The sequence below is a fragment of the Paracoccus nototheniae genome, assembly GCF_004335005.1.
GTDB lineage: Bacteria > Pseudomonadota > Alphaproteobacteria > Rhodobacterales > Rhodobacteraceae > Paracoccus > Paracoccus nototheniae.
Genome location: NZ_RQRT01000018.1, coordinates 1 through 17,004, shown reverse-complemented (window position 1 = coordinate 17,004; position 17,004 = coordinate 1). Strand labels below are relative to the sequence as shown.

At 64.6% G+C, this 17,004-nt stretch carries 16 protein-coding genes and 1 pseudogene; 3 read left to right on the top strand and 14 right to left on the bottom strand.

Features of this window, described 5'->3' with window-relative positions; genetic code table 11:
- Nucleotides 1-45 precede the first annotated feature (45 nt).
- A complete protein-coding gene (locus tag EG885_RS08995; protein WP_131574150.1) occupies nt 46-699 on the bottom strand; it encodes a TetR/AcrR family transcriptional regulator in 654 nt (217 codons plus the stop codon).
- Nucleotides 700-793: 94 nt separating this feature from the next.
- Between EG885_RS08995 and EG885_RS08990 the strand changes: the two genes are divergently transcribed.
- Complete coding sequence (locus EG885_RS08990; RefSeq protein ID WP_131574149.1) at nt 794-1,948, top strand: epoxide hydrolase family protein; 1,155 nt, start codon at nt 794-796, stop codon at nt 1,946-1,948.
- 619 nt (nt 1,949-2,567) lie between these two features.
- On the opposite strand, the gene EG885_RS08985 is transcribed toward EG885_RS08990, so the two are convergent.
- The 9 genes from EG885_RS08985 to EG885_RS08945 are packed head-to-tail and all read right to left on the bottom strand — an operon-like array spanning nt 2,568 to nt 11,684.
- The gene (locus tag EG885_RS08985) at nt 2,568-3,356 is read right to left on the bottom strand and encodes an ABC transporter ATP-binding protein (RefSeq protein ID WP_131574148.1); all 789 of its coding nucleotides are present in this window, start codon (nt 3,354-3,356) and stop codon (nt 2,568-2,570) included.
- Nucleotides 3,353-4,327 (bottom strand): ABC transporter ATP-binding protein, encoded by a 975-nt coding sequence (locus tag EG885_RS08980; protein ID WP_131574147.1) that lies wholly within the window; start codon nt 4,325-4,327, stop codon nt 3,353-3,355. The genes EG885_RS08985 and EG885_RS08980 overlap by 4 nt, the downstream gene beginning before the upstream one ends.
- Nucleotides 4,324-5,883, bottom strand: coding sequence for a gamma-glutamyltransferase family protein (locus EG885_RS08975; protein WP_131574146.1), 1,560 nt, complete (start codon nt 5,881-5,883; stop codon nt 4,324-4,326). The genes EG885_RS08980 and EG885_RS08975 overlap by 4 nt, the downstream gene beginning before the upstream one ends.
- Nucleotides 5,880-6,755, bottom strand: a complete 876-nt coding sequence (locus EG885_RS08970; RefSeq protein WP_131574145.1) for a polysaccharide deacetylase family protein — start codon at nt 6,753-6,755, stop codon at nt 5,880-5,882. Before EG885_RS08970 ends, EG885_RS08975 begins: the two co-directional genes overlap by 4 nt.
- The gene (locus EG885_RS08965) at nt 6,755-7,555 is read right to left on the bottom strand and encodes an SDR family NAD(P)-dependent oxidoreductase (RefSeq protein WP_131574144.1); all 801 of its coding nucleotides are present in this window, start codon (nt 7,553-7,555) and stop codon (nt 6,755-6,757) included. Before EG885_RS08965 ends, EG885_RS08970 begins: the two co-directional genes overlap by 1 nt.
- Nucleotides 7,556-7,578: 23 nt before the next feature.
- The gene (locus EG885_RS08960; protein WP_131574143.1) at nt 7,579-8,421 is read right to left on the bottom strand and encodes an ABC transporter permease; all 843 of its coding nucleotides are present in this window, start codon (nt 8,419-8,421) and stop codon (nt 7,579-7,581) included.
- Nucleotides 8,418-9,344: an ABC transporter permease gene (locus EG885_RS08955; RefSeq protein ID WP_131574142.1), complete on the bottom strand. Its 927-nt coding sequence runs from the start codon at nt 9,342-9,344 to the stop codon at nt 8,418-8,420. The genes EG885_RS08960 and EG885_RS08955 overlap by 4 nt, the downstream gene beginning before the upstream one ends.
- 31 nt (nt 9,345-9,375) lie before the next feature.
- Nucleotides 9,376-10,884 carry an ABC transporter substrate-binding protein gene (locus EG885_RS08950; protein ID WP_131574141.1) on the bottom strand — a complete coding sequence of 503 codons (1,509 nt, stop codon included), beginning with the start codon at nt 10,882-10,884 and terminating at the stop codon, nt 9,376-9,378.
- A complete protein-coding gene (locus EG885_RS08945) occupies nt 10,881-11,684 on the bottom strand; it encodes a GntR family transcriptional regulator (RefSeq protein ID WP_131574140.1) in 804 nt (267 codons plus the stop codon). The genes EG885_RS08950 and EG885_RS08945 overlap by 4 nt, the downstream gene beginning before the upstream one ends.
- A gap of 517 nt (nt 11,685-12,201) precedes the next feature.
- Here EG885_RS08945 and EG885_RS22700 point away from each other — a divergent pair.
- Nucleotides 12,202-12,378: a hypothetical protein gene (locus EG885_RS22700; protein ID WP_165571087.1), complete on the top strand. Its 177-nt coding sequence runs from the start codon at nt 12,202-12,204 to the stop codon at nt 12,376-12,378.
- Between the two features lie 168 nt (nt 12,379-12,546).
- Complete coding sequence (locus EG885_RS08940; RefSeq protein WP_131574139.1) at nt 12,547-13,566, top strand: purine-nucleoside phosphorylase; 1,020 nt, start codon at nt 12,547-12,549, stop codon at nt 13,564-13,566.
- Between the two features lie 184 nt (nt 13,567-13,750).
- Here EG885_RS08940 and EG885_RS08935 read toward each other — a convergent pair whose 3' ends face one another.
- The 4 genes and pseudogenes from EG885_RS08935 to EG885_RS08920 form a co-directional block, all read right to left on the bottom strand.
- A complete protein-coding gene (locus tag EG885_RS08935; RefSeq protein ID WP_131574138.1) occupies nt 13,751-15,256 on the bottom strand; it encodes a tripartite tricarboxylate transporter permease in 1,506 nt (501 codons plus the stop codon).
- Complete coding sequence (locus EG885_RS08930; RefSeq protein WP_131574137.1) at nt 15,253-15,702, bottom strand: tripartite tricarboxylate transporter TctB family protein; 450 nt, start codon at nt 15,700-15,702, stop codon at nt 15,253-15,255. Before EG885_RS08930 ends, EG885_RS08935 begins: the two co-directional genes overlap by 4 nt.
- Before the next feature lie 12 nt (nt 15,703-15,714).
- Entirely contained in the window at nt 15,715-16,695 is a 981-nt protein-coding gene (locus tag EG885_RS08925; protein WP_131574136.1) for a Bug family tripartite tricarboxylate transporter substrate binding protein, read from the bottom strand.
- 197 nt (nt 16,696-16,892) lie between these two features.
- Nucleotides 16,893-17,004, bottom strand: a pseudogene (locus tag EG885_RS08920) (IS5/IS1182 family transposase); the annotation flags it as partial.

Below are 17,004 nucleotides of genomic sequence, written 5' to 3'. Positions count from 1 at the left end.
CCGCGCAACCGCCTTGCTGACCCGAACCATTGGTGAGGACCAAAGCTAATCGGAAGGTAGGAGCGCCAACGCCCTCAGAGCCGCTACGGCAGTGTCGATCCGCTCCTCAAGGGACGGATGCAGGGGGTCGCTCTCATCTGGCAGATCGTCCAGCAAAGCACGCATCAAGTGGGGCACAAACACCATGTCTAGGAAGTGCCCAGCAATGATGCGCGCACGGTCCGTGGAGGCGGCCTTCGGATCGCTGATCGCGCCGGCGATCGCCGTCAGTGCGACCTCGCGCCCTACGCGGTCAAGCTCCCGGATGAGGGGACCATGGCGGAGTGCCTCGGCAATATAGAGCCTCATAAGACCCAGGGGCGTCGGCTGCAGGGCACCTTCAATCACAGCACGCCCGGCATGGCGCAGGCGCTCCTCCGTCGATGATCCGATGCCTGTTCCATCGAAGGTAGGCATGGCGGCGCTGACATTCGTGCGGATGACGGCAGTAAAAAGCTGGGTCTTGTGAGCGTAGCGGGCATAGAGCGTCGGCTTGCTGACTGCTGCCGCCGCAGCAACCGCCTCCAGACTAGTTCCGTCCAAACCGCGTTCGATGAAGAGGGTGGCGGCGGCAGACAGGATGCGTGCGTCGATCGCTTCGGCGTCTTTCCGGGTTGGCCGACCGCCACCGCCCTTGTTCAGCTTGTCTTCACCCGACATCGTCTCGGTCCTTTCACAAATAACTTTACTCTATCGTTTAATTATGTGAGGGGCTGATAGACCCACAGGGCAACACGCACAAGCGATCCTCATCATGTCCCACGCCGTCACACCATTCACCCTCAACATTCCACAGGTCGACCTCAGCGACCTGCAGGATCGGCTGTCGCGAACCCGCTGGCCCGACGAAAGCCCGGTCGAGGATGGCCGCCAGGGTCCACCCCTTGCTAAGCTGCGCGCCTTGGTCGCGCGCTGGCAGGGCGGCTATGACTGGCGCCGCTGCGAGGCGCTGCTGAACGGCCTAGGACAACATGTGACCCGGATCGACGGGGTGGACATCCATTTCCTACATATCCCCTCCGCGCATGCGGAAGCGATGCCGCTTTTGCTGACGCATGGCTGGCCGGGGTCAGTGCTGGAGTTCCGGCACGTCATCGACCCGCTGGTCAACCCGACCGCCCATGGCGGAACCGCACGGGATGCATTCCACCTAGTCATCCCGTCAATGCCCGGCTTTGGCTTCTCGGGAAAACCGACGGAGTTAGGCTGGAACCCCTCACGCGTTGCGGGCGCATGGTCGACGCTGATGGCGCGGCTTGGTTACGACAGATGGAGCGCGCAGGGCGGGGACTGGGGGGCGATGGTCACCCTGATCCTCGGCCACATGGCCCCGGCGGAGCTGGCGGGCATCCACCTCAACTTTGTCCCCTTCCAGCCGTCCGAGGCCGAAATCGCGAATGCCGATCACGACGAGCAGCAGCTCCTGTCGGACGCGGCGCGCTATGACGCCGAGTATTCCGCCTATATGAAGCTTCAGGCATCGCGCCCGCAATCGGTTGCCTTTTCGCTTGCGGATTCCCCTGTCGGCCTTGCGGCCTGGATCTATGCGCTGTTCCAAGACGTCTCCGACTGTGGTGGCGATCCCGAAAGTGTCTTCTCGCTGGACGAGATGATCGACGATATCATGCTCTATTGGCTGCCAAACGCAGGGCCCAGCTCGGCGCGGCTTTATTGGGAGGGGATGCAGGCCATGAGGGCGGGTGGCATGCCGCGAGATACGATGAAGACTGCAACCGGCATCTCGATGTTCCGTGGTGAGCAGGTTCGCCTCTCGCGTCGTTGGGCAGAAGCCCGGTTCAGCCGCCTCGTGCATTTCGCCGAGCACGACAGAGGCGGTCATTTCGCAGCGATGGAACGTCCCCAAACCCTCGTCGACGATCTGAGAGCGACGTTTAGGGGTTTGCGGTAAGGGCCAATGACCGAGCGGAACCTCCGGGGGTATGCGCACTGCGAAATAGCATCGGCGGAGAGTGGACCACTGTCCGCTCTGGGCTCTCCACTTAGGTCTGCCGCCCTTGTCAACGGGACGGGTGCGGAGTGGCCACCCGCCCTTGCACTCGGCCCTTAGCGGACGGTCGACCCCTGCCAGACGCCGTCGTGCGGTTTCCCGATACCAGACGTTAGTGTCGCCCGCGGCGAGATCGCCGGAGCGGCGTCTGCTATCAGGGACGGCCCTGCGCTACGGCCAGGCCGTCCCATTGCAGCACCGATGAGGCGCAGCGGCCAAACGCGGACGGTCGAAGTCACCAGGATGGCACAGGCCGAATTCCCGAAACCTGTCGCTTATGACAGTCGCACCGCAAGCAGGCGAGAAATGTCCGGAGCGCGAGACAGAGCGGTAAGGGAGGTCGAAGGGCTATTGCTTCAGGGCGGCGCATTTTGCGACAGGCGCTTTATTCAAGCTGCACTCGCCACTGCGTGCCACAACCCGGTGCAAATTTACTACCGACCACTGATCTGCAAGATCATTACGCGTTTCACCCGACGGGACATTCCTCGACAGGGCTAACTTGGACATTCCTGAAGTCTCATAGCCTTGGGACGGCCGTCAAAAGTTGTCGGGTATAGCGATGTTTGGGGGCATGAAAAATGTCGTCAGTTGGCCCCTTTTCAACGACCTTGCCCGCCTGCATGACCAGAATGTCGTCCGCAATATGGCGCACCACCGAAAGATCATGAGAGATGAAGATATAAGCAAGTCCAAGCCGTGATTGCAGCTCCAGCAACAGGTTCAGGATCTGGGACTGGATCGAGACGTCCAGCGCTGACACCGCCTCGTCGCAGATAACCGCCTGCGGATCCAGCGCGAGCGCACGGGCGATGACGATGCGCTGCTTTTGCCCGCCCGAGAATTCGCGCGGCAGCTTGCCCGCCGAGGATTGCGGCAGTCCCACCAGGTCCAGCAGTTCCGCTACCCGCACGCGGCGGTCGCGGGCGGTGCCGATACGGTGGATCTGCAATGGCTCGGCGATGCTGTCGGCGGCCGACATGCGCGGGTTCAGAGCCGAGGCCGGGTCCTGAAAGACGATCTGCAAGCGGCGCATCGTCTCCATCCGCTCAGTCCGCGACATCGCGGCTCGGTCCTTGCCGTCGATCAGGATCCGTCCCCCGGTCGGTTCCTGCATCCCCATCACCGCATATCCGGTGGTGGATTTTCCGCTGCCGGATTCGCCCACGATGGCCACGGTCTTGCCCGGCATCAGATCGAAACTGACGCCGTCGACCGCGCGGACATGGTCGCTGACCCGCCCCAGAATTCCGCCGCGGATCGGGAAATGAACCTTGAGGTCTTGAACCGAGACGAGGGGTTGGGTCATGGCAGATCCGATGCGATGCGGTCGTGATGCCAGCAGGCGGTGTCGTGCCCGGGCGCGACGGTGGCGAGGGGCGGCGCCTCGATGCGGCAGCGGTCGGTGGCCAGCGGACAACGGGGATGAAACCGGCAGCCCTGCGGCCAGTCGCGGATATCGGGCACAGCGCCAGCAATGGCGGGCAGCGCCACCTTGCGTGGGCCGTCCAGACGCGGGATCGTGCGCAGCAGCATCGCGGTATAGGGGTGGCGAGGCGCGGCGAAAACTTGCCCCACACTACCCGTTTCGACGATGCGCCCGGCATACATGACCGCCACACGATCCGCACTTTCGGACACCACGCCCATGTCATGGGTGATCAACAGGACGGCGCTGCCTGTTTCCCGACGAAGATCCGCCATAAGCTGCAAGATCTGTTTCTGGATCGTCACATCTAGCGCCGTCGTCGGCTCGTCCGCGATCAGCAGGATGGGCTGTCGGATCATCGCCATGGCGATCATCACGCGCTGGCACATGCCGCCCGACAGCTGAAAGGGGTATTGCCGGGCCCGCACTTCGGGCCGATCGATCCCAACACGGTTCAGCATGTCCAGCACCCGAGCCGCAACCTGCGCGCCTGACAGGGTGCTGTCCCGTGACAGCGCTTCGGCAATCTGACGGCCAACCGGCATCAGCGGGTCCAGCGAAGCGACTGGTTCCTGAAAGATCATCGCCAGGCGATCCCCGCGCAGGCGGTTCATCTGACGCTCTGACAGCTGGTCGATCTGGTCGCCCTGCAGGGTTATTTGACCCCCGGATTGCCGCGCGGCACCGGGCAACAGCCGGATCAGGCCAAGCGCCGTCATGCTTTTGCCACAGCCGGATTCGCCCACCAGCGCCAGCGTCTCGCCCGCATTGATAGCCAGCGACGTGCCGTCCACCACCGGGTTGCCGCCGATCTCGATGCGCAGGTCAGTGCAGGACAGCACAGGCGTCATAGGCCCGGCTCCGCATCGGCGGCGACGGCTGCAGACCATGGATGGTTGGGATGGACCATGCCCTGCAACAATCCGCCCGGGTGGCGCTCGACCGCACTCGGAATGGCGAATTGCACGGGATAGAGGACATCGTCCACCACCTCGACATCATGGTGGCGCGCGATCAGGCCTGCGCATTGTTCGGGCGCGCGGCGGTCTATACGGATGCGCGGCTCTGACGCGTCCAACCGGGGATAGGAGAGCGCCTGACCCAGATCCATGCCGTGGCGCAACCGGAATGCCAGAAGCTGTGCGATCGCGGGCATGATCTGCCGCCCCCCGGCGGCCCCGATGGCCAGTATTCCGCCGCCCGGCACTTCCGCCAGAACCGGGCACATATTTGCCAGAGGCTGCGCGCCCGGAGCCAGCGCATTGGGTGTGCCGGGGCGTGGGTCGAACCACATCATGCCGTTGTTCAACAGCACCCCCGTGCGCGCCGAGGTCACCTTGGACCCAAAGCGCGACAGCAGCGTATTGGTCAGCGACACGGCGTTCCCCTCCGCATCGATGACCGACAGGTGCGTGGTGCAGCCCGGATCGACGCGGGCCCGGGCATGGCCGCGCTGCGTCAGGCGCCGCGCATAGGCGCTGCGGATCGCATCGGCAAAGGCGGCATAATCCATCGCTTGAGGATTTGACACCGCCGTGTCGTCCAGCTGCGACAGCACGTCCAGCAGCGCCGGCCCGCCCGACAGGCCGGGCATCGCCAGCAGGGTCGCGCCCGCCCAATCGTGCCGCAAGGGCGTGCCCCAACGCGGCTGATAGGACTGAAGGTCATCCGCACGCATGCAGCCCCCCAGATCCTGCATGTCGGCGGTCAGGTCGCGTGCAATCTGGCCGTGATAGAAATCTTGCGGTCCTTCCTTGGCCAGACGGCGAAGGGTGGCGGCCTTTTCGGTCAGGGGCAGACGACGGCGCGCGCCCCCTTCCGCCAGAGACGGCGCGCGTCCGTCCGGCAGAAAGATCCGGGTCGATGTCGCATCGGTCATAAGATTGCCCGCATCGATGGACAGACACAGCGCGGTGAACCAGTCGACCTCCAGCCCCTTGTCGGCCTCTGCAATTGCGGGGGCCAAAGCATCGGTCCAGGTGATCGTGCCATGCTCGGACAGCGCCTCGGACAGGCCGGCGACCGCGCCGGGCACGCAGATTGAATGCACGCCGATCAGGTTTCTTTGCCCCTGCACCTGCGGCCAGTTGAACCAGTCGTCATCTCGGCCCGGCACCAACGGATAATCCTCAGGACGCAAGCCGCGGGGCGATCTCATCGAGAAATCCAGACTGCGCGCCGATCCGTCGCGCCCGTCGCGCCACAACAGAAACCCGCCGCCGCCGATCCCGCTGAGCCAAGGCTCCACCACCGACAGAACCAATGCGGTCGTGACCGCCGCGTCCATCGCATTACCGCCGCGCGCCAGCACATCCGCGCCCGCTTGCGCCGCCACCTTGTGCTGGGCGGCGACCATGCCGTGGCGTCCCTCAACCATCGCCTTGCCAGGTTCCCAGGTCGAGGTCATGTGCCCGACTCCAGCGCGGCGGTCAGGTGCTCAAGCCCCGGCTCGGCGACAAAACGGCCCTCATTGGCCGACAGATGCCAGTCGGCGATCTGGGCCGCCGTGGCGAACCACACGTCGTCCTGGGCCACAATATCGGCCAGCAGCCGTTCCAGCATCGCAACCCGCTGTGCGCGTCCCGAGATCCACGGATGCACGGTGATCATGAACAGCTGCCCAAACGCGCGTCCGGCCTGGAATTCGTCGCACCAGCCAGCCTCGACAGCACGGGCGGGTTCGGGGGGCCAGCGGTCGGCGCCGCCGCCCTGAAACTTGAAATAGATCGCATCGTCGATCTGCCACTGCACCGGCACCTGCACCAGCCCGCCGATCTGATAAGGATGGTCATAGCCCATCAGCGAGCTGTCATAGCGCAGCCCCCGATCCTTCAGCGCGGCCAGCATGGCAGGCGTCATCTCCCATGCGGGGGACCGAAAGCCGGACGGAACGATCCCGGTCTGCGCGTGAAACACTTGCAGCGACCTGTCCAGTGCGGCCTCGAACCGGGCGTCGGTCGTCTCGGATACCAGTTCGTGCAGGTGACCGTGCAGGCCGATCTCGTGGCCCCTCTCGCACAGGGCGGGCAGCAGATCTGGATGCAGCTCGGCCACGACCGAGGGCACGTAAAAACTGCCTTTGACACCGACACGATCAAGCATGTCCAGAATACGCCAGATTCCCTCGCGCGGGCCGAAGCGTCGCTGTTCCAGCTGGCCAAGATGCGGCGGCAGGCCCGCGCGGTTGGCCCAGAGGTAGGGCGCCTCTGCATCGACATCGACGCTGAAACAGGCCGCCGACCGCTTGCCCTCCGGCCAGATGTAGCGCGGACGGTCCATCACAAGGCCTTCTTCTTGTCCTGATGCACAAGGATCTGGCCCGCCGATCCGCCACCATCGACCGACAGCGTCGCACCGGTGATATAGCTGGCCGCATCGGACGCCAGAAACATCACCGCCGCCGGGGCATCCTCGTAACGCGAAGCGCGGCCCAGGGGGATCGCCCCGGTGACCGCCTTCACATGCGCATCTGTCAGCGGGCTGGCGGTGCTGCCGGCGGCAAAGCCCGGCTCGACCGCGTTGCAGCGGATGCCATATTCGGCCAGTTCCACCGCGAACCCCTTGGTCAGCCTATCCAGCGCGGATTTGGAAATGGAATAAGGCGCCGCCGTGGTGCGCATCTTGCGCGATGCCCCCGATGAGATCATGACGATATTGCCCCGAACCTTCTGATGAACCATCTGCGTGGCGATGCCACGGGTCAGCAGGAACGGCGCGCGCAGGTTGATGTCGAAGATGCGGTCCCATTCGTCGGCGTCCACATCCAGCAGAAAGCCGCTTGGATAGACGGCGGCATTGTTCACCAGAATATCGGCCGCCCCCCATTCGCGCCCCACCATTTCCACCAGATCATCGATCGAGGCCGCGTCGGTCAGCTCGGTCGCATGGGTCAGCGCGGGACGTGACAGGCTGCCCGCGACATTTGCCATGGCGTTCTGATCGCGGTCCGACAGCAGCAGCGTCGCCCCGGCGGCATCGAAGGCCTCGACGATCCAGCGCCCGAAGATGCCAGCGGCCCCGGTCACGATTACGCACTTGCCGGTGAAATCGGCGCCGGGCAGAGGCAGGGGTCTGGTCATCGGGTGGTCCTTTCGAAAGAGGCTTAGCGTCGGCCTTCGACGACGTCGCGGACGTGATCGCCCAGAACGTTGACCGACAGGATCAGAAGAAACAGAAACAGGCCGGGAAAGACGGCGATCCACCAAGCCGTGGTGACATAGTTGCGCCCCGCCGACAGGATCGCGCCCCAGCTGGGCGTGGGTGGCTGCACGCCTAGCCCCAGAAAGGACAGGCCCGCCTCGAACAGGACCATCAGCCCAAATTCCAGCGTGACCACGACCATGATCGGGCCGATGATGTTGGGCAGGATATGGCGCGAGAGCACGCGCAGCGTAGACGCTCCCATAAAGCGCGACAGCCGGACATAGGGCAGGTTCATCAGCCCAAGCGTCTGGCCATAGGCGACGCGGGCGTAACGGGGCCAGCGGGTGAAGGCCAGCACGGCAATGACGTTGATGAAACCCGGACCCAGAATGGCGACGGTGATGATCGCCAGCAGGATAGCAGGCACCGACAGCACGATATCGACAAGGCGCATGATAATCGTGCCGATCCAGCCGCCCGACCATGCTGCGATCATCCCAAGGGCGGTGCCGATGGTGCCGCTGACCAGCACCGACAGCGCCGCCACCGTCAGCGAGACCTGCGCCCCATAGATCAGCCGCGACAGCAGATCTCGCCCCAACTCGTCCGAGCCCAGCAGATAGGTAATGCCCCGCACCTCGGTCCCCGGCGGGCGCAGACGACCCAGCAGGTTCTGAGCCTCGGGGCTTTGTGGCGCGACCCATGGTGCCAGCACGGCCGCCAACGCCAGCACCGCCAGAATGGCGACGAACACCCACAGCCGAGGTGGCAGCCAGCGGCCAAGGCGGGACGAGGCAGTCATTTGCCCCCCTCCAGCCGGATGCGGGGATCGACGGCGCTGTAAAGCAGATCTGCCGCCAGATTGAGAAAGATCGATACAAAGGCCCCCAGCAGCACGATGGCCTGAACGATGGGAAAATCGCGCGCGGCGATGGACTGGATGGTCAGCTGGCCAAGGCCGGGCCAGGCAAAGACCGTTTCCACGATGACCGCACCCGACAGCAGGTTGGCGATTTCCAGCGCCGCGATCGAGATCACCGGAATGGCGCTGTTGCGCAGCGCATGGCGGCGCACGGCCTGACCCATCGACAGACCCTTGGCGCGGGCGGCGCGGATATAAGGTTTGGACAATTCGTCCAGAACCGCCGTGCGGGTTACGCGGGCGAATGTCGCCATGCTCAGTAGCGACAGACAGATTGCGGGCAGGATGACGCTTTGCGTTTCTCGCGCGCCCGAGGCGGGCAGCCAGCCAAGGGTCACCGCGAACAGCAAGATCAGCAGCACCCCACTCCAGAACGTGGGCAGGCTTTGGCCAGCCAGCACGAACCCCATGCCAAGGCGGCTCAGCGGATGATCGCGGCGCATTGCCATGAACACCCCAAGCGGCGCACCGATCCCAAGCGCCAGCAGCAAAGCCACCCCCGCCAGCCAGATCGTATAGGGCAGCCGCGATCCGATGATGTCGACGACCGGCACCTGCTGGACGACAGACTGGCCAAAATCGAACCGCGCCAGATCCGACATGTAATCGGTGAACTGGACCAGCACAGGCCGGTCAAACCCAAGATTGGCGCGCAGCGCGTCGATAGCCTGTTGGCTGGCGCCCTCGGACACCATCAGCAGGACCGGATCGCCCGCCAGACGCTGCAGGAAAAAGATCAGCGCCGTGACCCCAAGGATCGAGATCAGTGCCTGCATCAGGCGCCGGGCCAGAAACCGGCTCATCGCGCAACCATTCCGGGGGCGCGGGCGGGGATCATTCCGACCAACCCATCCGGTTCAGGAACAGGCTTTCATTCGAGGTTGGCGTCCAGTCCAGATTGTCCGAGGCGCCGTAAAGGATCGCGGCCTGATACAGCGGCACCTGCGGCACCTCGGCGGCGACCCACTCATGAACCTGCCCATACAGCGCCAGCCGGGCGTCGGGATCCATTTCAGAACGCGCGCTTTCCAGCAGCGCATCCAGATCGTCATCGCGGACCCGCGACCAGGACGAGCTGGAATGCAGCAGCGGATACAGAACCCCATCCGCATCCTGACAGGCGCAGGACCAGCGACCAAAGCCCATATCGGGGGCATCTTCGGGCGCGCTTTGCGATTTCTGCAGATAGGTGGCCATGTCGGTCATCTCGATCTCGACCGTCAGGCCGACATCGCCCAGCATCTGCTGGATCGCCTGGACGATACGCTGGTCAAAGACCGGCGAGGTGGCGAACCCGAGGGGCCGCGTCGCAGGTTCGCCAATCTCGGCGATCAGGGCGCGGGCTGCGTCCGGGTCATAGGGCACGCCCTCCATTCCCTCAACCCAGCCCACATGGGCAGGGGTCAGCATCTGGCCGACAGGGTTGTCGAAACCGCCCAGCAGCCCCTCGACCAGCAATTCACGGTCGATGGCATGGGCGATGGCGCGGCGCAGGCGGACATCGTCCAGCCCCGGCTTTGCACGGTTCACGGACAGATAGGCGACCCGTTCGGTCAGCGCCGACAGGGGGCTGACGCCATCAGCGGCCTCAAGCTGCAGGGCCAGATCAGGGTCCATGCCCACCACCAGATCCGACGCCCCCGAGGTCAGGTTCGCCACCCGGGTCGAGGCATCGGGCACGGCGCGAAAGACTGCCGCCGGAAATGCCCCCGCATCGCCCCAATAATCGTCGTTGCGCACCAGGCCGACCTCGACCCCGCGCTGCCAGCTGTCGAACCGGTAAGGGCCGGAACCGACCGGGGCCAGATTGAACGCCTCGCGCCCCAGTTCCTCCACGACAGCCTTTGGCACGATGGACAGCTTGACCAGTTGCGCAAACAACGCCGGATAGCCGGTTGCGGTGGTCAGCTTGACACGACCGTCCTCCAGCACCTCGGCGTTGGTGATGCTTTCGAACTGCGACAGCTGCGGCGAACCGAATTCCGGGTCGGTGATGCGCTGGACAGAGAACACCACATCCTCGGCGGTCAGCGGGCTGCCATCATGAAACAGAACATCGTCGCGGATGGTGAACACGGTCTCGGTGTCTGACACCTGCTCCCATTCGGTGGCGATCTGGGGAACAATCTGGCCCTCGTCGTCGCGCGTCAGAAGATTGTCGAAGATGTTGCGATAGACGTAGTAGCTGTCGGGGTTCCACTGCAGATGCGGGTCCAGCGTGGTCGGTTCATTGACCAGATCGACGACCAGCCGTTCGGCATCGGCCAGCGCAACCGAGGGGGCCGTCAGGGCCGTGGTCGCGGCCAACATGGCGACGAACAGCGTGTTGGGAACAAGTCTCATGCCGGATCTCCTTTGGTGGAACGCGGTTTGGGGGCAGTTTCAGGCCGTGGGTCAGTGGTGTGTGCCATGCCACGGCGCGCCTGTTGCGGAGATTCAGGGGCTACCAACAAGGGAGTGGCACTGCGGGCCAGCGCCCGCGACACCCGAAGGTCGAAGGCGTGGCGCATCTGCTCCAGCAAAGCTGTCGTCGCCGGGGCATCGCCATCCGCCACCGCCACCGCCAGCCCAGGCAGCGGCAAAGCTTCGCGCGATATGCCGAAACACTGTTCCAGATGGCGGTCGGCGCGCAGACACAGCTCCCATGTGTCGATCAGCCAACCCCTGATGCGGGGTGCCGCGACCGCCTGAGCGACCAGCACCATCAAGGCCCGCTCCTGATGCAGCAGCGTCTGTCGGTTTGGCCCCGCGCCCTGAGCGGTTGCCGCCTGATGGACAGCAGCGCGCAAACGCAGTTCCGTGCCGAGGTCAGATGGCGGCATATGATGAAGCAGCGCCGGTTCAAGGCACCGCCGTGACACACTCAGATCAGCCAAATGCGCAGCCGAAACTGGCAGGATGACAGAGCCCCGCCGACCGTCGGGCGCAATCCATCCCGACGCCGTCAGCCACATCACCGCAGCGCGCACGGCTGCCAGTCCGAACGCGAACCTTGCACTAAGCTCGGCCTCTGACACGGCCCGTCCTGGAGAGATCTGGCATTCGATGATGGCGGCGCGAAGCGTTGCATAGGCGCTGTCGGACAAGCTGTCACGCCGTCCGGGCAGTTTGGTCACTGAGAAAGGGGACTGCTTGTCATACATGAGTCGATGATGGCATCAGAATTGAACATGTCAATTATGCAGTAACAACATGTCGAAAATACGGAACCGACCAGCCTGTCTGTTGGGCAGTCAGCGAGCTTGGGAGTGGGCCCTCAGCTTCAAAGGAGGATCTCAGCGGCACAGGCGGCCCATAGCGGACGGTCGACGCTTCACTGGCGCTGTAGCGCATTCCCCGAAGCAGACCTTGTAGCACGACGTAGCGAGATCGAACCGGCGGCGTCTCTTATGCGGGACGAGGCTGCCGTTGCCATCCGAAGACTTGAGCGTCCCAGATCGGCTTAGGTCGAATTGGCATTCACCAAGGCAATAGCAGGCGCACCTGCCGCTCATCGATTCAGACATACTGACGCGCAGGGCGGATCTGACCACCTTCTTAGGCACCCTCGTTCGCGCCGATGCCGATGTCGCCGCCCACCCGCAGGCGGCAGCCGAGGCGGTCTCGGCCTCGCGCAGCGGCAACGTCTCGGTTGAGGCGCTGCATGGGATGTGGGCGGATATGGAGTTCGGAACGATCCTGAACCGCGACCTGCTAGACCCGCTGGTCAGCGAGGCCACATGGATCGTCGGCCAAGGTGTCTTGCGCGCCGATATCCCCACGACCGAGGATATCGCGGCCTTCATCGCCCCTGCCCCTCTGGTCGCCGCAGCCCCGGATGCCGTCGCTCTGGACTGACGCTTTGTTGGCGGCCGGTGGGCACCCCCTCCTGCCGCCTCAAAATTGCACATATTGCAACCTTCAAGGACATAGACCTGCCACGGCAGGACGCGCCCCACCCTTGCCTCTGGCGAGCATGACCCCGCCGCGATAGGTCCGGTCCAGCCCTTCACCCGGAGACGAACGATGATCCCCACCCCCCTTGCCTGCAGCGCTGCCCTTGCGACGTTGCTGACCGCCACGCCCGTGCTGGCCGCAGCCGAGCCCTTTGCCCCCAAGGTTCTGGTGATGGCCATGTTCGAGGCGGAGGCAGCGCCTTGGCTGGACAATCTGGACCTGCCCGACACCATCACCGTCCCCGGCCTGCCCAAGGACTACGACGCGCTGTCCTGCAATGCGGACCTGTGCGTGATGACCACGACCATGGGCTATGCCAATGCCGCCAGTTCGGCGATGGCGGTGGGCTTTTCCGACCAGCTGGACCTGTCCCAGACCTATGTGCTGGTCGCAGGGATTGCCGGCGTCGATCCGACGAATGGCACACTCGGCTCGGCGGCATGGGCCGATCATATCGTGGATGCGGGGCTGGTCCACCGCATCGACAGCCGCGATGCGCCTGACGACTGGAGCAGCCAGATCGTCGAACTGGGCGCCAAGGCCCCCGGCGAAAAGCCCGGATGGACGGCGGGCAGCGAGGTCTTCACCCTGAACCCCGCCCTTGTCGCCGCTGCCTTGGAGGCCACGAAGGATGTCGAGCTGGCCGACAGCGAGGACGCCGCCGCCTATCGCGCCAACTACACCCAGGATGCCGCCAAGGCCGCGCCGCAGGTGATGGTCTGCGCGTCGGTCTCGGCGGACACCTATTGGCACGGCGCAACGCTTGCCGCGGAAGTCGCCGATCACACCGCCGTTCTGACCGACGGTGCTGCCGACTATTGCATGAGCCAGATGGAAGATAACGCCACCCTCACCGCCCTGTCCCGCGCCGCCGAAGCGGGACGGCTGGACATGGATCGCGTGGCCGTGCTGCGCACCGCTTCGAATTTCGACCGCGCACATGAAGGGCAGGATACGGCGGCCTCGCTGTCGGCCACCTCGGGCGGCTTCGGCCCCGCGACCGAGAACGCCTTTCGCGTGGGGAATGCGTTTGCGACGATGATTATAGGGGACTGGGTCCGGTTTTCCGAAGGCCTTCAAGCGGAATAAGGAAACAGGCGGGTGCGCGAATACGCGCCTCCGCCCACCGCACGCCGTTCCGCCCATCTTTGCAAGCAGCAGATTGGGCCGAGCCTTCGCCAGCGCGATTTTGGGCTCTCAAGGGGCACCATGTGAAGCAGCGCGCCGTAACGAACGGCAAGACCAGCCCTTACTCTGGCCGCCAGCCTGTTTGCTAATCGCTAGCGCCGATGCTGCCGGCTCTGCGGCGTCCTTGCTTTACGAAGCCGTAAACCAGCAACGCTGTCGTCGCGATCACGAAGCCGCAAGAGATGGGACGCTCGACGAAGATCATCGGATCGCCGCGCGAAACAAGCAGGGCGCGGCGCAAATTGGTCTCGATCAGTGGGCCCAGCACGAACCCCAATAGCAGCAGGGCCGGGCTGAAGGCCGCCTGCGTAAGCGCGTAGCCTATGACACCGATCGCAGCGACCATGGCGATATCGAAGGTCGATCCGCGCACCGAGTAGACCCCCAGACAGACGAAGATGATGATTGCAGGATACAGAAAGCGAAACGGGATGCGCAGCATCGATACCCAGATCCCGATCAGTGGCAGGTTCAGGAATAGCAGGAACAGGTTACCGATCCCGAAGCTGACAACCAGACCCCAGAACATATCGGGATGTGCATCCAGCATCAGCGGGCCGGGCTGGATACCGTGGATAACCAGCGCGCCCAGCATCAGCGCCATGATTGGATCGCCGGGAATGCCAAGGGTCAGAGTCGGCACAAAAGCTGTGATCGAGGCCGAATTGTTGGCCGATTCTGGTCCCGCGATGCCCTCGATCGCGCCCTTGCCAAAGCGTTCGGGATGGCGGGCCACGCGCCGCTCCAGCGCATAGCTGAGGAAGGACGAGATGGTCGAGCCGGTGCCGGGCAGAGCCCCGAAAAAGCCTCCCAGAAGGGTGCCGCGCGTGATGGGCGCGACCATCCTGCGCAGATCGTCGCGCGTCGGAACCAGCTGCCGCAGACTGACGCGGGGGGGCGGACCGTCCTGCTCGGCCTTGCGGATATTCCCGATGATCTCGGCCAGACCGAAGAGGCCCATGGCCAGCGCAACCAGATTGATGCCGTCCAGCAGCTGGACCTGCCCGAAGGTAAATCGCTGCACGCCGGAGTTCACGTCGGTGCCAACGCAGCCCAGAATGATGCCCAGCACGACCATCGCAAGACTCTTGGCCAGCCGCCCCTCGCCGATGGTGCAGGCGGCAACCAGTCCCATCACCATCATCGCGGCATAATCGGCCGCACCAAAGCTGGTCGCAAGACCGCTGAGCCACCCCGCCAGCACGACCAGAATAACGATCCCCAGCATCGAGCCCGCAAAGGACGAGATCATCGCCGTGAACAGCGCGACCCCCGCCCGGCCCTGTTGCGCCATTGGATATCCGTCCAGGGTGGTGACCACCGATTGCGGTGTTCCGGGCAGCCGCAGCAGGATCGAGGCCACCGCCCCGCCGTATTGCGCGCCGTAATAGACCGCCGCCAGCATCGCCAGCGCCGCCTCGGACGAGATGTAATAGGTGATCGGCAGCAGCAGGGTGATGGCCGCCATCGCGCCGATCCCCGGCAGCACGCCCACCAGCGTGCCCAGCACCGCGCCCAGCAGGCTGTAGATCAGCACCGAGGGTTGCAGCGCCACGGCCAATCCATGCGCAAGACCGTCCAGCGTGTTCATCGCACCGCTCCCGGCCAGACGGGCAGCGACATGTTCAGACCGCGCACAAAGACCAGCCAGACCAGCGCGGTGACTGCCAGCGTCAGCGTCAGCCGCCAACCAAGTCCGCGACGCGGGGCGACCGAGCTGGCGATCAGCACCGTCGCGGCAGTCGTCAATAGCACGCCCAGCCTTTCAAGAAGCAGCCCAAAGGTCAGAAGCGCCGCGATGACGGCGATGGTCTCGGGCCATGCGAAGGGTTGGCGCCGGACCGGCCGCTCCATTGCCGGAACGGCGATCAGCCCGCCAAACACGGCCAGCAGCAGCCCAAGTGTCACCGGAAAGACGCCGGGGCCCATTCGCCGCAGGCTGCCCATGTCGTAACTGGCCCAAGCATATCCGGCGACCACCAGCCCCGTCAGCCCCAGAAGGCCACCCCAGGCCAGATCGTATGGATCGCGGCGCATCGGCGATCCGGATCAGTTCGCAGTCTGGACAGCGTCGATCACGCCGCCCCAGAGGGCGGTGTCATCCTCGATCCGCTGCGACAAATCGGCGGGCGTGCCCGGCTCTGCCTGCCAGCCCATGGCCAGCAGCCGATCACGCACACCCTCATCCGCAAGGATCTGGTTCAGTTCGACGTTGAGGCGTTCGATGATGGCGGGATCGGTGTCGGTGGGTGCGATGAAGGCGTTCCACAGCTCGGCACGGAAGTCGTCGGGCAGTCCTGCGGCGCCCGCCATCACCGGCACGTCCGGCACCTGGGCGAAGGGCTCGACCGAAGTGACACCCAACATCTTCATTGACCCCGCCTCGACCTGCGGCAGCGCCGCCGACGGGGCCATGAAGCCGCTGTCGATCTCTCCCCCCAGAATCGAGGTGGTCACTTCGGCATAGCTCTGGAATGGGATGTGAAACAGCTGGACCCCGGCGGCATCGGCAAACAGCTCGACCGTCAGATGCGCGCCCGAGCCTTCGCCGACCGAGCCATAGCTGATCGCCTCGGGCTCGGCACGGGCCGCCTCGATGAACGAGGCCAGATCATCGGCCGGAAAATCGGCACCCACGGCCAGCACCAGCGGGCTGGTTGCGATCAGGCCCACCGGGGCGATGTCGGTCGCCGGATCATAGCCCAGATCCGGGATCAGCCGTTGCGCCGTGGTCAGCGGGCCATTGATATTGATCCCGAAGCTGTCGCCGCCGCGCGCCAGCATCTGCTTGACCGCGATCACGCCACCCGCGCCGGGCCGGTTCTCGACAATGACAGGCTGGCCAAGCGCCTCGGCCAGTGGCTCGGCGACAAGGCGCGCGATCGTGTCGGGCGAAGAGCCTGCGGGAAAGCCCACGAAGATATGGACGGGCCCCGTCGGCCACTCCTGCGCCATCGCACCCGAGGAAAGGGCACATCCGGCAACGAACGTAGCGATGGCCGCCGCGCTGCGGGTCTGACGATGGATCATGATAAGCTTCCCCCCGTGATTGATGGTCTGTTTCTTCACTCTGCGGTCAGGGGCGTCAATGGCCGATGGGCAGATAGATGCGGGTGCCTGCCGTGCATCGGGCTGCCGATGCAGATGCCGTCCGTCGTTCTAACGCCGACGATCTGGCGCCTTTAAGATTGGATCCTGCGCCAGGGGAAGGGTGCTAGGGTCAGGATTCATAACCAATAGATGACGGTTGCTGCGAGGGCGATGGCCGAGAGGAAGATCTTCGGACATCTGTCATATCGCGTTGCCACGCGCCTCCAATCCTTGAGCCTGCCGAACATG